15 protein-coding genes are annotated in these 19,676 nt (G+C 43.7%); 7 read left to right on the plus strand and 8 right to left on the minus strand.

What is annotated here, in order from left to right:
- Positions 1 to 4: 4 nt before the first annotated feature.
- Positions 5 to 346 (minus strand): NADH:ubiquinone oxidoreductase, encoded by a 342-nt coding sequence (locus CAG57_RS14765; protein ID WP_099611029.1) that lies wholly within the window; start codon positions 344 to 346, stop codon positions 5 to 7.
- A 672-nt stretch (positions 347 to 1,018) separates the two neighbouring features.
- Between CAG57_RS14765 and CAG57_RS14770 the strand changes: the two genes are divergently transcribed.
- Entirely contained in the window at positions 1,019 to 1,228 is a 210-nt protein-coding gene (locus CAG57_RS14770) for a cold-shock protein (protein ID WP_000106983.1), read from the plus strand.
- A 212-nt stretch (positions 1,229 to 1,440) separates the two neighbouring features.
- Here the strand turns inward: CAG57_RS14770 and CAG57_RS14775 are convergent, their stop codons facing one another.
- The 5 genes from CAG57_RS14775 to CAG57_RS14795 form a co-directional block, all read right to left on the minus strand.
- The gene (locus CAG57_RS14775; protein WP_099611028.1) at positions 1,441 to 2,313 is read right to left on the minus strand and encodes a mechanosensitive ion channel family protein; all 873 of its coding nucleotides are present in this window, start codon (positions 2,311 to 2,313) and stop codon (positions 1,441 to 1,443) included.
- Positions 2,314 to 2,715: 402 nt separating this feature from the next.
- Positions 2,716 to 3,948 (minus strand): peptidase T, encoded by a 1,233-nt coding sequence (pepT, locus tag CAG57_RS14780; RefSeq protein ID WP_161430409.1) that lies wholly within the window; start codon positions 3,946 to 3,948, stop codon positions 2,716 to 2,718.
- Between the two features lie 496 nt (positions 3,949 to 4,444).
- A complete protein-coding gene (locus CAG57_RS14785) occupies positions 4,445 to 5,806 on the minus strand; it encodes an alpha-amylase family glycosyl hydrolase (RefSeq protein ID WP_161427842.1) in 1,362 nt (453 codons plus the stop codon).
- A 345-nt stretch (positions 5,807 to 6,151) separates the two neighbouring features.
- Positions 6,152 to 6,352: a restriction endonuclease subunit S gene (locus tag CAG57_RS14790; RefSeq protein WP_161427843.1), complete on the minus strand. Its 201-nt coding sequence runs from the start codon at positions 6,350 to 6,352 to the stop codon at positions 6,152 to 6,154.
- A 161-nt stretch (positions 6,353 to 6,513) separates the two neighbouring features.
- A complete protein-coding gene (locus tag CAG57_RS14795) occupies positions 6,514 to 8,427 on the minus strand; it encodes a methyl-accepting chemotaxis protein (RefSeq protein WP_161427841.1) in 1,914 nt (637 codons plus the stop codon).
- Positions 8,428 to 8,828: 401 nt separating this feature from the next.
- Here CAG57_RS14795 and CAG57_RS14800 point away from each other — a divergent pair, with 401 nt between their 5' ends.
- Genes CAG57_RS14800 through CAG57_RS14825 form a run of 6 tightly spaced genes read left to right on the plus strand, consistent with a single transcriptional unit; the run spans position 8,829 to position 15,640 of the window.
- On the plus strand, positions 8,829 to 9,785 hold the full coding sequence (locus CAG57_RS14800) for an AAA family ATPase (RefSeq protein WP_161427840.1): 957 nt from the start codon (positions 8,829 to 8,831) through the stop codon (positions 9,783 to 9,785).
- Between the two features lie 9 nt (positions 9,786 to 9,794).
- Positions 9,795 to 10,724: a DUF58 domain-containing protein gene (locus CAG57_RS14805; RefSeq protein WP_161427839.1), complete on the plus strand. Its 930-nt coding sequence runs from the start codon at positions 9,795 to 9,797 to the stop codon at positions 10,722 to 10,724.
- Between the two features lie 4 nt (positions 10,725 to 10,728).
- Positions 10,729 to 11,214 carry a DUF4381 domain-containing protein gene (locus CAG57_RS14810; RefSeq protein WP_099611022.1) on the plus strand — a complete coding sequence of 162 codons (486 nt, stop codon included), beginning with the start codon at positions 10,729 to 10,731 and terminating at the stop codon, positions 11,212 to 11,214.
- On the plus strand, positions 11,201 to 12,169 hold the full coding sequence (locus CAG57_RS14815; RefSeq protein WP_161427838.1) for a vWA domain-containing protein: 969 nt from the start codon (positions 11,201 to 11,203) through the stop codon (positions 12,167 to 12,169). Before CAG57_RS14810 ends, CAG57_RS14815 begins: the two co-directional genes overlap by 14 nt.
- Complete coding sequence (locus CAG57_RS14820; protein WP_161431206.1) at positions 12,162 to 14,000, plus strand: vWA domain-containing protein; 1,839 nt, start codon at positions 12,162 to 12,164, stop codon at positions 13,998 to 14,000. Before CAG57_RS14815 ends, CAG57_RS14820 begins: the two co-directional genes overlap by 8 nt.
- Positions 14,000 to 15,640 carry a BatD family protein gene (locus CAG57_RS14825; protein WP_202597885.1) on the plus strand — a complete coding sequence of 547 codons (1,641 nt, stop codon included), beginning with the start codon at positions 14,000 to 14,002 and terminating at the stop codon, positions 15,638 to 15,640. Before CAG57_RS14820 ends, CAG57_RS14825 begins: the two co-directional genes overlap by 1 nt.
- Before the next feature lie 107 nt (positions 15,641 to 15,747).
- Here CAG57_RS14825 and CAG57_RS14830 read toward each other — a convergent pair whose 3' ends face one another.
- Positions 15,748 to 17,907, minus strand: a complete 2,160-nt coding sequence (locus CAG57_RS14830; protein ID WP_161427835.1) for a sensor domain-containing diguanylate cyclase — start codon at positions 17,905 to 17,907, stop codon at positions 15,748 to 15,750.
- A 232-nt stretch (positions 17,908 to 18,139) separates the two neighbouring features.
- Positions 18,140 to 19,483, minus strand: a complete 1,344-nt coding sequence (gene astB / locus CAG57_RS14835; RefSeq protein ID WP_161427834.1) for an N-succinylarginine dihydrolase — start codon at positions 19,481 to 19,483, stop codon at positions 18,140 to 18,142.
- Positions 19,484 to 19,676: the final 193 nt, after the last annotated feature.

Raw genomic sequence — 19,676 nt, forward strand, 5'->3', positions numbered from 1 at the left:
TATATTAATGTGTTAAACCTAGCTGATTTGAACGAGTTTGAAACCATAAATAAGTGGTAACAATAGAAAAAAACAGATAAGAAAGACCAAAAATGGCAGGGGAAGACATTAAGTGTAAAGAGACAGCCCATAACACACCGACAATGGTAATCAGCATTTTTACCATCACCCCCAAAAACAGTAACATCAGGGCCAGTTCAGGGAAACGTGTACAGCGAAATGTTAACCAATAACAACTACTAACGGCAACAACTGCAATAGAGAAACCAAGGAAAAATGAATGAACATGATCAGCCGATGCGATAGCCGCCGATACTGACACGATAGCAATGATTAACCATCTCATTATCTACCTTCCTTAGTGCTCGAGCACCTTAAGAAACAGTAACAACCGTGAATATACGCAAGACGTTAAAAAAGCTAAACGCCGTACGACACTGATACCCAAATCGCTTGCAATTTCAGGTCGGAGGCGAGTAAGTGAACCCCATATCATGTGATTGGGATGAACCCACATAACCACCACCGATGCTACTTCAAGTTAGAAGGGTATACATAACTAAAGTTTAGCTTATCTAATGGATTTTATCGAGGATAAGCCTTTATAAAAAAACAAATTCTTGTTCACCCTCCCTCACTCGGTACGATAGCAAATAAGTGTTAGCGAGCACGTGATAAAGCGTCCATTTAGGTAGGCACCATTAATCAAATAATCAAACAAACATAGCCGCTTAACTAAGATGAAAAATAAGTAAATAGTGAATTACACAGAAATGCCGCATAGAGCAAAAAAATGAATAAAAGTTAAAAAACGTCTGCGACTCATATCAAGTTCCGATTGACAAGCCCAAAGATTGCTCTAGACTCAATGTTAGCTAGAAATGAAGTTGATTGTATACACATTGTTTCGTTGGATTCCTTGTAACTCCCGTCGTGTCGTACGCAATAGCAATCTACTTTTCCACGCTATCCGTGCCGAGATCGGCCTATATAAAATTGTTTTTTTAGGATTTTTACTATGTCTACTCCTGTTACTGGTACCGTTAAATGGTTCAACGAAACGAAAGGTTTCGGCTTCATTAAGCAAGAGAACGGTCCTGACGTTTTTGCTCACTTCAGTGCAATCCAAGGCGACGGTTTCCGTACTTTGGCTGAAGGCCAAAAAGTTGAGTTTGTCATTACTCAAGGTCAAAAAGGCCCTCAAGCTGAAAGCATTAAAGTCCTGTAATAGACTTCCAAATTATTCTAATAGCCAGCCTTAGCGCTGGCTATTTTTATATCTGTCAACAAACAACTTGGAGTTGCAGGTGGGCGGCAAGTGAGTGGAGTGAACGAACGTAGCCAACACCCCTACAGCTTCAAGTGGGAAGGGTATGGTTGACCAACACTCTGGCCATTACCAAAATAGCCGCACTAAAAAACACCTCAAGCTAGACAAATTTAGTGCTGAGCTTCAACAACTCGCTCAACCATAGGCTCCGCTGGAAAAGCTTTCTCGTACTCCACCATAAAATCTTGCCGAATAAGCTGTTCTAAATGATTTGCTTTGTCCGTTGGACAAAAAATCATAAAGTGAACGATCTGTTCCCCCGCTGGTGCACTGGTGATTTCAATATGAGGTTCAGCACTAGGTAAATCGACCCCCGCATGTTTTTCGATCATACTGTTATAGCGACGGGCAACATCAATAAAATGGGAAAAATGCTCTTCCATACGCTGATGCATTATAGGTAATAGTGGGTATAAATTGACAAACTTTGGCACTACAATGTTAAAATTATGAAAAACATAACGTTTCATAAAATTCAGGTTTTTCACGGGATGAGTAAAAAACAAGCTATTGGGGAGAGTTGCTGTTTTTCCGGTGTAGTGGTACTGACCATGCTGTAGGTCTATTTCTTGAATTACTGTTGCCATCATATTGTGCTCAATAACTTCACCACAAACTTTTCCTACTTCGATCCAATCCCCCATTCGAAAAGAGCGAGAACTGGCCCGTTGGATTGACCCGGTAAAGCAGAGAATAATTTCTTTGGAGGCGACCACAATTGCAATCGCTATTGCAGTGACTGATAGAGCAAACTGACTAATTTCAGATTTCCAAAGTACAAATAAAATCATCAAGCTGATAACAAAAGCGCCATTCTTGGTGCGAGACATCCACTTACGTTGATCTTCACTCAAAAATGAAACATCACCTCGTATCTGTGCTAAGGCTATCCGTTTAATTAACACGATCACTGATAAAACCAATAAGGTTAAAACTAACTTATTGGTCAATAGATAATCGACAATAGCATTAATGTGTTCCATTCTTTAGCTCCATCAATCACAGTTAAACTAAGACGTTTTCGCCTCATTGGCTAGCATGTCCAACAAAACACAACTCATTGATTTATCCTCAAATAACCTGGAGTTACAAGTAGACCTCCCCCATGAACCTAAATACGCTATCGAATTGGAATAAACGAATATCGCCAGCATCACTGCCGTGTCAAATGAGAAGGTATATACCCCAACAACTTGGTGTTGCAGGTAAGCGGCAAGTGAGTGACACGAACGTAGCCAACACCCCTGCAGCTTCAAGTAGGAAGGGCATAGCTCTATATTTATCTGATTATATTAACAATATAAAGCATGGATATCAGGATAAATTCTAAATTTGTGATTTGTGATGAAGGATAAAACGTGCTGGACGCCCCAACACGTTTTGAATTACAGGGCGTATTGACGAGCGGTCTTTTCAGCCAACTTCATGATAACACGGACAGCTTGCTCCATGCCTTCAATCGTAATAAATTCATGGATACCATGGAAATTATAGCCACCGGTAAAAATATTTGGGCAAGGTAACCCCATAAAGGATAATCTCGCGCCATCTGTTCCACCGCGAATCGGCTTAATCATCGGCTCAATGCCACACGCTTGCATCGCCGATTTAGCAAGCTCGATAATGTGCGGATGCTCGGCAATTTTTTCCTTCATATTGGCATAGCTATCGATAATGTCTAACTCAATATGCCCTTTGTTTAACTGGCGATTGAGTTCCGCCACTTTTTGTTGCATCAACGCCTTACGATCAGCAAACCCTGCAAGATCAAAATCACGAATCAAATAGTCTAGTTGAGAACGAGCAACGCTCATCTTAGCAGACTTGAGATGATAAAAACCTTGGTAACCTTCAGTATGTTCCGGAGTCTCTTGCGCTGGCATCATTTGAATAAATTGCGCTGCAAGATACATTGAATTGACCATTTTATCTTTGGCGGTTCCTGGGTGAACATTAACACCATGACAAACCACTTGAGCATTCGCAGCATGGAAGTTTTCAAATTCCAGCTCACCAACAGGGCCACCATCAATCGTATAAGCCCACTGTGCGGCAAACTTCTCAACATCAAAGTGATCCGCTCCCCGGCCGATTTCCTCATCAGGCGTAAAAGCAAGACAAATATCCCCATGTGGTATAGAAGGATCAGCGATTAACAGTTCAACCGCGGTGATAATTTCCGCAATCCCAGCTTTATTATCGGCACCAAGTAGCGTATTACCATCAGTAGTAATCAAATTATAGCCATGTAGCTGATGCAATTCTGGGTATTGAATTGGCGATAAAATTTCATCACCTTTTCCTAATGCAATATCACCGCCCTGATAGTTCTCAACTATTTGCGGTTTAACATGCTTACCGGACGCATCCGGTGCAGTGTCCATATGTGAAATAAAACCAATGGCAGGAACAGGGTAATCAACATTAGATTTTAATTTCGCCATGACATAGCCATGGTCATCTAAGCTCACCTCATTCAGTCCAAGTGCTCGCAGTTCATCATACAATAATTGGCCAAACACTCTTTGTCCTGTTGAGCTGGGGCAATGGGTATTCTTAGGTTTTGATTGAGTATCATAGGTAACATAGCGTAAAAAACGCTCAACAAGATTATTCATAGCTAGCACTCACTATCGATAAATACAGTCAAAAATCGACTGAAAAAACGCTATACCCAAACAACCTAACAAAGTACGACAAGGACAATAAAGTGATTTGGGTATATACGCAGCGAATTGCAATTCATAGTACGTATTTATATCCGAGATAACTTGCTATAAATCAGTTTTTATTGGATTAACTAACCGAATCGCTCAACTGGACGAAAAATAAGATTTCAAGAAGTGAAAGCAAAGACCACCAAAAGATGGAACCTACATCTCAAATTCATCACAAAAATAGTATTTTCTCTGCCGAGATTGGCATTTTTTCAAAGTATAACTACATTTACAGGTATGCGATTCCAATAGTTAGTCTATCTGGATTCCCTCAATTAATTATTATCACTAACAACGTCTTGCCTCTTGCGATCTCAGTTTGGTCCTTGAGGCTCTTTTCTTTTATAAAAATTCAATAAAGATGCTCAAGAGCACTTCTTGAGCATCGCTGAACGGCTTATGACTCACAAACCACCGACAACATTCGGCTACTTTTCGCTGGGGTATTAATGGTGACTTTTCCTTGCGAACTCAAAAAAGCATCACCAGTAGACAAGTCGTAAAGCGTTTGATCCCATAACAACTCAACTTGCTGGGTACGAGACGATTTATTAATAATGACTACGCCTTTATCACCCCGACAAAAGACCAACAGATCATCACTTGCCTCTATCGTAGTCATGGGTAAGCCATGCATTTGATTATGGAAAGTAATCCCCGCCATAATGTGAGGTGCGCACCAAGCATCTAACCAACGAGGACATCCTTCTGAATCACGAAGATGACTCGGGTTTAAGTCAGAATAAATCAGAGGCACGCCCCCGTCTCGACCTAAAATATAGCTATAAGCGAGTGCTTCATTATCCGCGGACATGACGAGGTCAATAAATACATCATTGTTGGGAATATCATGGGTGATGGCAAATGTGATCGCTCGCTCCTTAGATAGGGCTTCACCAAAGCAATACGGGTCAATCAAACGCTTTAAGCTGCCTTTGGGTTGCAACGCATTATAAACGGTTTGAAATAGAGGAAAATCATAAGCTCCGAGGCGAGTTTCTGCTAGATAAGGCTCCAAAAAAAGTTGGTATTCGGATTTGGTTGCCCCACCATCAGTGATAATTTCACCAAAAATATGTACATCATGCGTAATTGCCTCTGTCCACACCAAAGTGAGATGTTCAAGGCTCATATGTTTAGCGGCATCGATACGAAACCCTTTGACCCCCATGGCTTTTAGAGCCTGTAGATAAGCTTGTTGGAACTCAACAACATGCTTATTGGGCCGCAAGCTGGGTAGCCCGGGATCATGAGGGCCTCCGGAAATTCGGCCATTTTGCACTTGCCATTTATCTTGCCAATTTTCAATTCCAAACGCTTCGACAAAGTCCGTTTCGGTAAATAAGGGTTGTGATAAGTCCCCAAAAAGACGTTGCTTTTGGTAATAATCAGCCTGTTGCCGATAAGCCAATAGATCTTTATTGCTCGGATACTGTAAGTCCAAACGAAGAGATGATTCATTTGCCATATGGTTAAACACCACATCGGCATAAACCCATAAATCTAATCGTTGTAAGGTACTCACCATCGTTTGAAACGATTCCGTATTACCTAATTGGTTATCAATAACTCGGTAGTCTTGTGGTTGGTAACGCTGCCACCACGGCGTGCCTTTATCGTGTCGATAAGATTTCATTGGTGGAGAAACCAGCACGGCTTTATAGCCCGCTTCAAAGATAGCTTGTGCGCGCTCTGTAACTTGTGAATACGGCCAGTCAAACGCGTGTAAAATAACATCAGTTGGCTGAGAACGAATCATGACAAATACTCCTGCTCTGTCTAGCAAGCGAAAAACCAAATAATTGAATGCAGCTTACTCAATCGCATTCCTACTATTGACGATGATTATAAGTCGTCCTCTAAAAGGGCAATCCCCCTAACGTTAATTATTCATGGTGGAGAGCTAGGGCGTAGAACTCAACATATCCTGCTTATGATTAAAGACAATAACTCATCGCTCATCAAGATTGAAAGATAAACGAAAAAGATCGATAACGACTGGGATAAACAAGGAAAATGCTTTAAAAAGGCATAGATGGTAGAACAAAGAAAACGGGGAAATATCACAGCAGGCACCATTCAATACCTGCTGTTTAGCATCCAATCAGTGAATAGGAACTTCCGATTGAGCAAAAAACTGACCAAAATGGGCTTCTAATACCTCTGGAGTTAACTTGCCTTCAGCCTCTAATTTTTTAAGTTCAGCCACAATGGCCTTTTGCTCATCCAAGCTAGGGAGGGGAACCTCCGGTTGTGCTTGCATTTCTTGAGCCATTGTTTCTAGTTCTTTTTCAAAATCATTCATCATACTTACCTGATAGTGTTAATGCTGGCGAGAAGTGTAACTAACTCCTCGTCCAGATTCTAGCGTTAACCATGTTCAAGCATAATGGATAAAGATCGCCGTTTTGATTAGAAGATACCCAAATAACTTGGAGTTGTAGGTAGGAAGGGGATTAAAACCCATTATACCTTAAAGCGCCCCACTCTCGTTTGCAGGTCGGTGGCTAAACGGGCTAATTCATCGCTCGCAGCGGCAATATGTGTTGACCCATTCGAGAGTTGCTCAACCCCACTACTGATCCGGTTTAAGGTTTCATTGACATCATCCGCAACAATTGACTGCTGCTCGGTTGCTGTGGCAATTTGAATATTCATATCATTAATGGTAAAGATGCCCTTGGTAATATCACGTAATTTTTCGGAGGCTTCTTCAGCCCACTGTACAACTTCATTCGCCTTACGATAGCTACCATCCATGACATGAGAGGCTTCTTTAGAGGCAGTTTGTAGTTTTTCAATAATATCTCGGATCTCTTCTGTCGAACTTTGAGTCCGTGTCGCTAAGGTACGAACTTCATCGGCCACAACAGCAAATCCACGGCCATGCTCACCCGCTCGAGCGGCCTCAATGGCAGCATTCAGTGCTAATAGGTTAGTTTGTTCAGCAATGCTGCGGATGACCTCTAATACTTTACCAATAGAATCGGCATCTTGCTGTAATTTACCAATCACTTCAACGGCAGTTTGTACTTCCTTCGATAGCACTAACACTTCATTGGTGGTATTAGTAACGACCGCTTCACCCTCTTGCGTAAATCGACTTGATTGTTCCGCTGCTTGCGCTGCATTCGCTGCATTTTCAGCAACTTGGTTAACCGTTGTGGCCATTTCAGTCATGGCCGTTGCCACCTGATCCGTTTCATGTCGTTGCTGTTGAACCTGGTCATTCGCTTCTCGACTAGAGACCGCGAGCTCTTCTGCTGCTGCACCGAGTTGAATCGAGGCTTCAGCAACTTGTTTGACTAGGCTATGTACACCACCAACAAAGGCGTTAAAACTACGCGCAAGATCGCCAAATTCATCGTATCGGTCTTCGTTTAATCGTTGAGTTAAATCTCCATCACCAGCGGCGATTTGTTCTAACGCTTGACGCGTTTCATTAACTGGTTTGACTATCATTTTGGCCACCAATAAGACAATGCCAATAAGAACAATGATCGTCACCACAAAGGCAAGCAATAAACTCACCGTTAGCTCATGAGCGGTTGACATAATTGCATCGTATGGCTGAGCCACTGCTAATGACCATCCAGGGGTATTTGCCACTGGATGATATGCCACCATATAATGCTGGTTATTCTCTAAATAAAGATCGGTAATGCCAGTCTGCCCGGCAACCATCTGCTTACTCATCTGAGCATAAGCAGCATCACCAGATTCGGTGGCCTTATCTTTTAAGCGCTTGCTTTCGGTTGGGTGGGCAACATAAATACCTCGCGAATCCACCAGCCAAGCAACCGCATTATCGGTTGAAACATTATCCACCAGCTCGGTTAAAGTATTCAGCGTCACCGTGGCTGCTAATAAACCAATCACCTCACCCTGATGATTTTTCACCGCTTGCGCTAACACAATGATCGCATTACCTGAAGTTCCCGAATACAGAGGATCACTCACTAAGGAGGATTGTGTTTTTTGTACAACCAATTGTTGGAAATAAGCTCGATTTGCTCGACTAGCAATCACACCATTGTGATGATAGGCATCGCCTTTAAGATCAACAAAAAACATAACTTCAAACTCCGGACTCATTTTTTTGCCAAAATGCTTCACGTAGTTAAAAATGGCTTGTGTGTCTCCTGATGCTAAGGTTTCTGTTTGCGCTAACGAACGCACCACCGCCATTCGCGCCTCAACCCAACTGCTTACCATATCAGCACTGCTTTGAGACGTTTGACTCACTGACGTCTCTCCCAAACTGACCACTCGTGAACTGACCTGGTTAGTCACAATCCAAGCCGCTAATAACAAACAAAGCGTTAATGGCAAGCTAAATACCATAATAAGTCTTGAGGTCATTCTTAATTTTTTAAACATAGGTTCCTCTCGGCAACAACATCTATATACATCAACATACGCAACTTTATTTTTATGATTATCGCTACAGTTTTAGCACAGTTTGCATCGGGCGCATCCATTTGATCTAAATTTGGTGAGAACTCTCCAATAAAAATAGCTCTATACCCAAATAATTTGGCGTGACAGGTCGGCGGCAAGCGATGTGATTAGAGTGAAAGAACCTAGCCCCGCCTCCCTGCAGATTCAAGTAGCAAGGGTCTATATCTAACTATCTAAACCGCTTGATATTGCAACCGATGACCAGATTGTATACATGGTAACCAATCAGACAGTAAAATGAACATTCCGCTTTTATTGATAGGAACTTTTCGATAAATACAGTGACCAATGGCTGAATTACTAATCGGGAGTCGGGTTAAATGCAGTTATCCACCTTTCAATCACTACAAACCTATTTGAACCAGCAAGTCATTGGTCAACAAGCCTTAGTTGAGCAGTTATTGATTGCCCTGCTCGCAGATGGACATATTCTAGTAGAAGGGCCACCAGGGCTTGCAAAAACAAGAGCGGTAAAATATCTCGCTGAATGTATTGAGGGCGAATTTCATCGCATTCAATTTACCCCTGATTTACTCCCAGCTGATTTAACAGGAACAGATATTTTCCGACCAGAAACAGGAGAGTTCATTTTTCAAGCTGGGCCTATTTTCCACTCTTTGGTATTGGCCGATGAAATTAACCGTGCTCCAGCTAAAGTACAGGCGGCGATGCTAGAAGCGATGGCGGAAAAACAAATTACCGCAGGAAGAAAGACTTATCGTCTCCCCGAGTTGTTTTTGGTCATGGCGACTCAAAACCCTATTGAGCAAGAAGGAACCTATCCGCTACCAGAAGCCCAATTAGACCGTTTTTTGATTCATCTTGATGTCGATTATCCTGATGCTGAACATGAGCTGGCCATTCTACGCCTCAATCGAGGAGAAGCTCTGGGACAAACCTCCGCACGCGCCCCCATGATCACTCAAGCCGAAATTTTTCAAGCTCGACAAGAAGTGCTTAATATTCATATGGCCGAATCCATTGAACATTATTTAATTCGCTTAGTCATGGCAACGCGTCAACCTAAAGAATATGACCAGCAGCTCGCACAATGGATTGAGTTGGGAGTGAGTCCACGGGCGACGATAGCGTTGGATCGTTGCGCAAGAGCACACGCTTGGCTTAATGGCCGTGATTTTGTTAGCCCTGAAGATGTACAAGCTATGGTTTTCCCAGTGTTGCGTCACCGATTACTTCTCTCGTATCAAGCTCAGGCAGAAGGCATTCATCCGAACCAGGTCATAGCTCATTTACTTTCTTTGGTTGGCAGCGCCTAAGGCACTACGATGGTCAATTCGTTAAGCTTATCTCTCCCAGAATATGCAGATGGTATTCACCTTTGCCTTGAGGAACTATTACCTTATCAGCAGCATGCAATAAAATGGTTACCGCCAGCAAAAAGTTTATGGTCTCAACTATTAGGGCATCATCAAAGTAGACAGCTGGGACGAGGGATGGATTTTGCAGAAGTACGTCAATACCAGCCGGGCGATGATATTCAAGCCATGGACTGGCGAGTAACAGCCAGAACAGGCAAACCACATACCAAACTGTTTTGTGAAGAGCGCGAAAAGCCGGTCATTTTATATGTAGATTTGAGTACCTCGATGCAATTTGGCTCAACCCTGCTCTTTAAGTCGGTACTAGCCGCTCATTTGGCCAGCTTACTAAGTTGGCTCGCGGTAGCTCAGCACGACCGGATCGGAGCTATTATTGACCTTGGCTTTCAACAATTCGAATTGAAGCCAACGGCTCGCCACAAAGGGGCATTACAGATCATGGCCAATTTGGTCAATGGTCAACAACAAGCATTATCCCAAATCACCCAAACGCCCACCTCAATGCGAGAAGGGCTTCTGGCATTGAACCGCCTTTGCCCTAAAGGTAGTGAAGTGGTCTTAATCAGTGACTTTGTTCGTTATCATGACGAGTTAACCCCGCTATTTAGCCAACTGAGTCAGCGCAACCAAGTTCGTATGGTACATATCATCGATCCTTTAGAGCAAGGCGAGACCGATTTTAGAGGAATCGCGCGAGTAAAGAATGAACAACAGACGCGCTGGCTCAACTTTTCAGCAAATAATACACGGTTAGGCATCAAAAAATCCTTTGAATCTCAAAAAGTAAAACTAAAATCATTGAGCCAATCTCAGGCAATGGACTACCGTTCACTCTTGTGTGATCGGCCTTTGTTGCAACAATTATCTGGACTCTAAACCGATGCAGGAACCGTCAGCCACTTTAAGCCTTAATCCACTCCACCTCCCGACTCAACCTTCTTGGTGGCCTTTAGCCTGGGGGTGGTGGGCCAGCCTAGCGGTGGTTTTGATCATCAGCCTAGTGATGATTGCACTACTAATATGGAGAAAAAAACGTCTCGCTCCCAAAAAAACGGCTCTACGCCTACTTTGTCAAACGAGTGGCTATCAAACACCCTCTGCAGCCATGGAGTTACTCAGACAAACAGCACTTTGCTATTACCCACGAGACTACATCGCACCATTGACGGGCCATGAATGGTACACCTTTTTAGATACCCAATTAGGTCAATCGCGCTTTGTACCTAATGTCTCCCTATGGCAGCAAGCGTTATATCAAAAAACACCGGTGACTCATCCCGATCAGTTAATTAATGACTGCCAATTGTGGATCAGTGAGGCATTGCCACCGAAAAAGAGGAGTTTAAGGAACCTTGGCAAATATTGAGTTTTTATGGTGGTGGTTTTTATTACTACTTCCATTACCTGTTTTGGTCTATCATTTTGTCTCGCCGCTCCCACAACAGGCGGCGATTCCACTCGCTTATTTACCAACTGATAGCCATGCTGCAAGCCAACAGCAGTGGCGGATAAAAGGCCTCGTCATCGCCATGTGGGTCTGCCTAATTATCGCGGCTGCTCGCCCAGTTTGGTATGGAGACCCTATATCGGTGACGACTCAACAACGAGATGTGATGCTGGTTGTTGACCTTTCCTATTCTATGAATCAGCAAGATATGCAACTCGGAAAGGAATATGTGGATCGCCTCACAGCGGTCAAACAGGTACTCAGTGATTTTATTGCTAAACGGCAGGGAGATCGATTAGGGCTGATTTTCTTTGCTGACCATGCTTACCTGCAGACTCCTCTGACCTTCGATCGCACCACAATTACACAGCAATTAAATCAAGCGGTCTTAAAATTAATTGGAACCAGAACCGCGATAGGTGATGGCATTGGACTTGCCACAAAAACCTTTATTGACAGTGACGCTCCGCAGCGGGTCATGATTTTACTCAGTGATGGCAGCAATAATGCTGGAGTATTAGATCCACTTGAAGCCGCTGAGATCGCAAAACACTATGGTACTACCATCTATACAATTGGGGTCGGCGCTGGTGAAATGACGATCAGAGATTTTCTGCTGACTCGCCGCGTTAATACCGCAGAGGATCTGGATGAAAAAACGTTACAAGAAATCGCTCAATTAACCGGTGGCCAATATTTTCGAGCCCGTGATCAACAAGAGCTGCAAACGATTTATGACACCATCAATCAGTTAGAACCACTGAGTCAAGCAACCCAAACTTGGCGTCCACAAAGTGAATGGTTTCACTATCCACTGACTGCTGCTTTATTGCTTTCCGTGGTATTAATGATTGTAAGGAGACAGTATGGTTGATTTTATGTTTCTCTATCCTGTTTGGTTGTGGGCCTTGCTGCCTTTAGCTGGGCTATTAGGCTGGCTCTTTTATCGCTCTCCTGGTCAGTCATTAATTGCCCCTCACTTGGCACAAGCGTTGGGCATTAGCCATAAACGGCATCACCACCTTTGGCTGACAGGGGTAAGCTTTTGTTGGCTAATCACCACACTCGCCTTAGCTGGGCCTAGCTTTGAAAAACAAACCAGACCCAGCTATACCAATAGTGCTGGTCGAGTTGTGGTCATGGATATGTCATTATCGATGTATGCCAGTGATCTTAAACCGAACCGACTCTCTCAGGCTCGCTACAAAGTATTAGATTTACTCGCTAGCTGGCAAGAAGGCAGTACGGGGTTAGTCGCTTATGCTGGCGATGCTTATAGCATTAGCCCCTTAACCACAGACACGGCAACAATCGCCAATCTACTACCAAACTTGTCACCAGATATCATGCCCTTCCCTGGGGCAAATGCAGCAGCAGGTGTGCAACTTGCGATAGACATGTTAAAGCAAGCGCAGTTAGCTTCAGGGGATATTATTCTGGTCGCGGATGATTTATCGGCAAAAGAAAGCCAATCGATCCAAACCCTCCTCAATGGAACGCCGTGGCGATTGACCCTCTGGGCAATCGGAAGTGCCAATGGTTCACCAATCACATTAAATGATGGCCGCCTACTAAAAGATGAGAAACAGCAACCTGTGATAGCAAAAACCGATATGATTGCGATGCAAACATTCGCCTCACAAGTGGGAGGCCATTTTGTCGCTTATCGTAATGATGATCAAGATGTACAAAATATTCTGCGTGTTACTGATGCCCCAAAAACTGAGATCAAGCAACGCTCGGATACTGCTCAGATAACCGATGCCATCAATAATGGTTATTGGCTGGTAGGGCTGTTAATTATCCCTGCCCTCTTGCTCTTTCGGCGCGGTGTTCTATTCACTCTCCTACTCTGTATTGGTAGCACTGCCGTTCCTAATCCTGCTCATGCCTCTGCTTGGTTAAATCAAGATCAACAGGCGTGGCAAGCCTACCAGCGAGGCGATTATGATGCTGCCGCGACACTCTTTACCTCACCAGCATGGCAAGGCGCGGCGCATTACCAAGCGGGAAATTACCAAGCCGCTATCGATAACTGGGAAGGCATTGCCAACCCAGATGAGCAAACCCAATACAACCTAGCAAATGCCTACGCGCAAGCTGGCCAGTTAGCAAAAGCCGCCCAAGGTTACCAAACCATACTCAAAAACCATCCCAATCATCAAGATGCTCAGCATAACCTCGCTGAGGTTGAGCAGGCATTGAAACAGCAACAGCAACAGCAACAGCAACAGCAACAGCAACAGCAACAGCAACAGCAACAGCAACAGCAACAGCAACAAAAGTCTTCATCGGGTAAAGAGCAAGGTCAAGACGTTTCTTCCTCATCGGATAATCCAGCACATAAAGCGGAAAAAGCCGTAGACCAATCTCAACCTTCACGGCCCACAGAACACGATCCATCATCACAAGCTCAAAGCGCATTAAATGAGCAGTCGCAGATGGATCAGAGCGATGAATTAAAAAATCAACAGTACAATACGAAACAAGCGGAAGCTAAACCGGAGAACTCCCAAGAAAACAAGGGCAAGTATATCAATACAACGCCAGAGCCTAGTGAGGGCAGCACTCAAGATGTCGATCCTCAAATGCGAAAGCTTGAACAAGTGGAAAGTACCCGTGACCCGAGCCGCTTGCTACGCGCACAACTTTATCTGCAAGCAAAAAATAAACCGGCTCCAACAACAGAAGGTAAAAAGTGGTAATGATTAAATTGTTACAACGTCGATTTGCTCTTTGGCTAATCGTATTACTAAGTATGCTAAGTCTGTCTGTCCATGCGGCCACCTTATATGCCACTGTCAGTAAAAACAAAGTGATACAAAATGAGGTCTTTCAACTGCGCATCGTTAGTGATCAACCCTCGACAGCGGATGCGATTGATTTTCACGAACTGGACAACGACTTTTTTACCAGTCGCCCTAGTTTTACCTCTTCAGTAAATATCATGAATGGTAAACGCAGCCAGCATAGTGAATGGACTCTTTCTCTGGCCGCTAATCGACTCGGTATCCTGACTATTCCCAGTTTTGAGCTAGATGGACAAACCACTCAACCCATTGCCATCCAAGTCACCGTTGATCAACAAGCACCCAATATCGATGAACTCATTGAGATGCACAGTCATCTTTCACGAGATAAGCTTTATCCACAAGAAAGCGCCCTGTTGCATATTCGATTGCTGATCAAAACCGAGGTACGTCGGCTGCAAAACCCTCAACTGACACCTCCCTCTGTTGAAGGAATGACGATCACTCAAGCTAACGAAACCAAGCAATACCAAACCGTGCTAGGGGGAGTGGAAGTGACTGTGCTAGAACAAGATTTTCGCCTAACGGCAGAGAAAGCGGGACAATTTCATTTAACCGAGGCCATATTCCAAGGCTCACTTATTTATGGTAATCACTATGATAACGCCACTCGGATCATCCCTTTTAAGACCACGCCCAAAACCTATGCAATAACCGTAGAAGATAAGCCAGCTGATTATCAAGGTGCTTGGCTGCCTACCTCTCAGCTCACTCTGACGGAACAGTGGCAAGATAGCCAAGGCGCGCCGATTGAACAATCACCTTATTCCCTTCAAGTCGGAGAGACAATCAGTCGGCAAATAACCATGCAAGTGACTGGATTAAGCCCAGAACAACTGCCTAAATTAAGCGTCTCTTATCCAGACGCAGTACGCGTGTATGAAGAAAAACCGCAATTGACCACTCAAGAGAATGGTCAAGTCGTTATGACGGTAAAACACGTGTTAATTCCACGCCAACCTGGCGAAGTGACCTTGCCAGAAATTACTGTCAATTGGTGGAATACCGAAACCAAACAGCAACAGGTTTCTCGAGCATCAGGCTTAATCTTAATCGTCGCAGAGAATGAAGAAGTAAGCATCTTACCCACCAACTCAGAACAACCGTCCTCTAGCTCGGTGAATCTTGTCCAAGACTCAGGCTGGTGGCCTTACTTAACAATGCTCTTTGCTCTACTCTGGCTAATGACAGCATTCCTTGCTTGGCGTTTACACTCATCCACTACACAGGCTCGCACAGCGACAAACCCGATCATTGCGCCATCAAACTCTAGCTGGCAACGGCTACAGCAGGCGTTAGCACAACAAGACGGGATCATGATCAGTCATGCAGTAAAAACATGGATGGAGACATTAGATCTCAGCAACGCTGAAAAAATATCGCTTCAACAGGCACTTCAGCAATACCATGCCCAGCTTTATTCTGCGAATGGCCAAACTGCAAATATTGAACAATTAAAACAAGCGATTAATCAAATTCATCGTCAGCAGGCACAACGACAGAGCCAATCGACTCACCCCTTAGCGAAATTATGATTCTCAGCCATCATCATTGAGGACAATGAGCAAAACATTTGTAGCTTCTTTATCCAACAAAATGCGATCAAATTAAAGAAGATGAGCGTGAGAGAAAGCGTAAAATATTACCGATCAGGTTGATTTGAGATTGGTAGACAAGCGGCATCAAGCGCCGATGAGGTGAGCAAAGTTTCACCAATAACACGATTACGGCCTTGATGCTTTGCTTGATAGAGTGCTTTGTCTGCTTGGGCGTACATACGCTCAAATTGAATTTCACTGGCTGGGAAGTTAGCCACACAATAACCAACAGAAATGGTTAACCAAGAACCATCGGGACTAGCACAATGTGGAATGCTTTCCTGTTCAACCGCTGCACGAATACTTTCTGCCAATTGATGTACTTTTTGTGCGCTATGTCCAACCAGTAATAAGACAAATTCTTCTCCCCCGATACGACAAAATTGCTCGCCATCTGACTGAGTGTGTTGGCTTAAAATTTTACCAATACGCATCAGGGCAATATCACCCTCTAAATGTCCATAGTGGTTATTAAACAAACCAAAATGGTCAATATCTAGTAATATAACGCCATAATCAACGGGCTGCACATCATACTGCTCACAGATTTGCTCCAATAAATGCGTCAGCATTCTTCGATTACCTAACCGCGTTAAAGGATCCATTTTCGCTAATCGTTCCAGCTTTTCATTCGCTTTCTGCAACTCTCGAGTGCGGTTATAGATCTCCTTTTCAAGGTTTGCATTTAACTCATTGATTGCTTGCTGTGCTTTCGCTCGCATCAATACTTCGGTCAGGTTTGAAGCAAACATACGAATCACCTCCCTTAACTGAGAAGTTAAAGGAGAGCGGCGAATTAAATTATCAACCGATATAAAAGCCAGTGGTACGTCGTTATCTGTTAGCATGGTCATCGCTGTCCAGCCGAATCCAACGATGTTATTGTCATGATAAATCGGCGCTGATTCTTTAAATACCACTTCATTAGGAGAAGCTTTAGCTAAAAGCACGATTTCATTGTCTTGCGCTGAGGTACGAAAATACCGTTCATCGACAATATTTCCTTGAATATCAGTGCCCCATGTACCTTGTAAGGTATGACATTTTTCATCCGTTAAAAAAACCGCCATGCGATCAATTCCCATCCGTTTTATCGCAAAAGCAACGGCGGTTTTACATACATCACTCACCGTTAAGCAACGTGATAGTTCGACCATACTGGCATGTAAGATACGAATATTCTGTTCTTGCCGTTTACGTAGGTAAATCTGAGCCAGTAAAGAAGAAAACGACTCCAACATCTGTTTTTGATAATCACTAATGGGCTGACGATGAATAAAATTATCCATGGCTAACCAACCAAACACCTCTTCCCCATCACGAAGCAATAACATACCGTTCCAGCCTTGCCCAACGACGGCTCCGTCAGTATAGAGTGGCGCGTCATCGACAATAACGAGTGTAGAATGCCCATCTGAAATCGCTTCAATGTAGCGTGCTTCTAATTGATGTAGATCGTATTGGCTATGATGTTCACTAATGGTGACACCTTGCTCATTGGTTCCATAGGTTCCATTAAAGCAGCGTTTTTTCATATCCAGTAAAAAAAAAGCGACCCGATCAACACCTAGCTTATCCCTAACTGCTTCAACGGCAGCCCGATGAAGTGCATCCAAATTTTCCGGATTGGATAAAGTGATCGCAAGTTGATGGACACGCTTCATATTCTCAATGAATGCTTCCCGCGCAGTAATTTCATCTCGATATTTGGCTTCTCGTCGATCACGCAGTTTAAATTCGGTTGCCGCGTCTGTTTCTGCTCGAATACACTGCCATCGAGCGGCCAGCAAGTGCAGACACTCTAACTCTCCCGCAGCCATCATCTGAGCGACACGCTGCTCATTAACGCCTTCTAACACAAGGTAGGCACGTCGCTCATTATGGTTATCTAACGTAAATAAGTAAGTTTCTTCAGCAATCAGTTGTTTATAATTCCATTGGCAAGGATTGGTCGCAAAGGGGATCAGTGAGTCCGATGAATCAAACTGAGCAGCCCAAGTCCAAAAGTCGTCTGGGTAATGGGTGACCTCTAAAGGCTGCCCTAATTTAAACAAACATTCAAAACACTGAGTGACCGATGGAGGGTAAAAGACCAATATCGCCTGGGGTAAAAGTTGTTGCTGTAAAAAGGAAAACATAACGTCAGCCAGCATGCGATAATTTCGACAAGCCGAAAGCGGTTTAGAGAGCGTTCGAGAAAGCATGGCGGGCGCCTAAATCAAGTAACCTTGCTATAAAATTAGAAAATAGCACACGGTAACTCAATGGCTTATGTACTGCTCTGTTAACTGCGCCGCAAATCATGTAAACCGGTTTATTTATCTTAGAGCAGAGCAACATTTTTGAGAGGTTGTTTCCATTTTAATCCCCTTCCCTAGCGATAAAATCAACAAAAGTATCAATAGTGAGACACTCTCCCGTGATGCTTCCGTTTAATTAATCACGCTGAAATGGGTAAAGGGAGCCTAAGTCCATCAATTGAGTCAATTCATCCAAAGCGGTACGATTCTCGTTAAGTAATACAGGGTCAGCGAGATCAGCTTCCGTTAACCGATCTCGATAATGTTTTTTCACCCAACGGGTTAGCGAGTGATAGAGATGATCATCCAGCAAAGTATTTGGATTAGTGGCTGCCAATTCTTGTTGATTAAGTACTACCCTTAACCGCAAACAAGCTGGCCCACCGCCATTTGCCATACTTTCTCTTAAATCAAACGCTTTTACTTCATTAATCGGGCCACCGCTGCTAACTAAATCATTTAAATAAGCCCAAACACGCGTATGTTGCTGAGACTCCTCTGGTACAATCATCAACATCTTTCCATCAGCTTTACTCAGTAACTGACTATTGAACAAATAAGTCCTCACGGCCTCCTCAACGGAGACGGTATGGTTTGGTACTTCAATCGGCACAAACTGACATTCAAACTGGCTTAATTGGCGAGTAATTTGCTCAAATGCACGTGATTTATCAAGAAATGCATGCTGATGATAAAAAAGCACTGGGCCATTGGCCACGGCAATCACATCATTATGAAAGACGCCTTGATCAATCACTTGTGGGTTTTGTTGTACAAACACACAATGTTCATCCGCCAATTGATGTAGGCGAGCAATCGCCTCACTCGCTTCACGAGTATGACGCGCGGGAAAATAGCGGGGCTCAACACTCCCTCCCCATGCTTGCCGTCCATACACAAAAACTTCAACCCCCGGTTTACCATAATCAGCGCATAAACGATTATGGTTGGCAGCGCCTTCATCACCAAACTGCGCCTGCAAAGGTAGTGGTGTATGATGCACAAAGTGTTCTTTTGCTGGAAACGTCGCTTGTAAGGCTTGTCTCGTCGTTTCTACCTCTATCGAACGATGAAATTTATTGGTGAGATTTGCCACCGTAAAATGAACTTTATTATCCTGCGTATCAGCAGATGGAGAAACTGTTGCAGCATTCGCAACCCACATCGCCGATGCCGAACTCACGTTTGCTAAAAGGTACGGGGCTTTTTTTGCGACTTGGCCTAAAATATGCGCATCAGTGCCAGAAAAACCAAGCAAACGTAAGCTATTGATGCAGGGCCTTTCTTGTGGAGGAAGCACCCCTTGCTTAAATCCGATATCGACCAGTGCTTTCATTTTTTTCAGCCCTTGCAAGGCCGCCAACTGAGGATTTGCCACTGCATGTTGATTCGCTGTAGAGGCGAGATTACCTAATGACAGCCCAGCGTAATTATGGGTTAACCCAACCAAACCATCAAAATTCACTTCATAAGTCGGCATTACCTGCACTCCTTTGACTAAGGTTCTATTCATCGATTTTATGGTGAACTGAATATCATTGAGGCGAATCATGCCATTTTACACCACCTGATGAATCTTTATTCTTCACCACACAAGGGTGATAATAAAGTAAAGACTTAAAAAAACACAAATTCTTTAACAAAAAACAAACAACCACGCTGTTATTCATTCC

Origin of the sequence: Vibrio sp. V30_P3S12P165 (assembly GCF_009904905.1) — a bacterium.
Taxonomy (GTDB): domain Bacteria; phylum Pseudomonadota; class Gammaproteobacteria; order Enterobacterales; family Vibrionaceae; genus Vibrio; species Vibrio fujianensis.

Coding starts and splice junctions, on each gene's coding strand:
- CAG57_RS14765 (WP_099611029.1), bottom strand. CDS start 346: ATGAGATGGTTAATCATTGCTATCGTGTCAGTATCGGCGGCTATCGCA.
- CAG57_RS14770 (WP_000106983.1), top strand. CDS start 1,019: ATGTCTACTCCTGTTACTGGTACCGTTAAATGGTTCAACGAAACGAAA.
- CAG57_RS14775 (WP_099611028.1), bottom strand. CDS start 2,313: ATGGAACACATTAATGCTATTGTCGATTATCTATTGACCAATAAGTTA.
- pepT (WP_161430409.1), bottom strand. CDS start 3,948: ATGAATAATCTTGTTGAGCGTTTTTTACGCTATGTTACCTATGATACT.
- CAG57_RS14785 (WP_161427842.1), bottom strand. CDS start 5,806: ATGATTCGTTCTCAGCCAACTGATGTTATTTTACACGCGTTTGACTGG.
- CAG57_RS14790 (WP_161427843.1), bottom strand. CDS start 6,352: ATGAATGATTTTGAAAAAGAACTAGAAACAATGGCTCAAGAAATGCAA.
- CAG57_RS14795 (WP_161427841.1), bottom strand. CDS start 8,427: ATGTTTAAAAAATTAAGAATGACCTCAAGACTTATTATGGTATTTAGC.
- CAG57_RS14800 (WP_161427840.1), top strand. CDS start 8,829: ATGCAGTTATCCACCTTTCAATCACTACAAACCTATTTGAACCAGCAA.
- CAG57_RS14805 (WP_161427839.1), top strand. CDS start 9,795: ATGGTCAATTCGTTAAGCTTATCTCTCCCAGAATATGCAGATGGTATT.
- CAG57_RS14810 (WP_099611022.1), top strand. CDS start 10,729: ATGCAGGAACCGTCAGCCACTTTAAGCCTTAATCCACTCCACCTCCCG.
- CAG57_RS14820 (WP_161431206.1), top strand. CDS start 12,162: ATGGTTGATTTTATGTTTCTCTATCCTGTTTGGTTGTGGGCCTTGCTG.
- CAG57_RS14825 (WP_202597885.1), top strand. CDS start 14,000: ATGATTAAATTGTTACAACGTCGATTTGCTCTTTGGCTAATCGTATTA.
- CAG57_RS14830 (WP_161427835.1), bottom strand. CDS start 17,907: ATGCTTTCTCGAACGCTCTCTAAACCGCTTTCGGCTTGTCGAAATTAT.
- astB (WP_161427834.1), bottom strand. CDS start 19,483: ATGCCGACTTATGAAGTGAATTTTGATGGTTTGGTTGGGTTAACCCAT.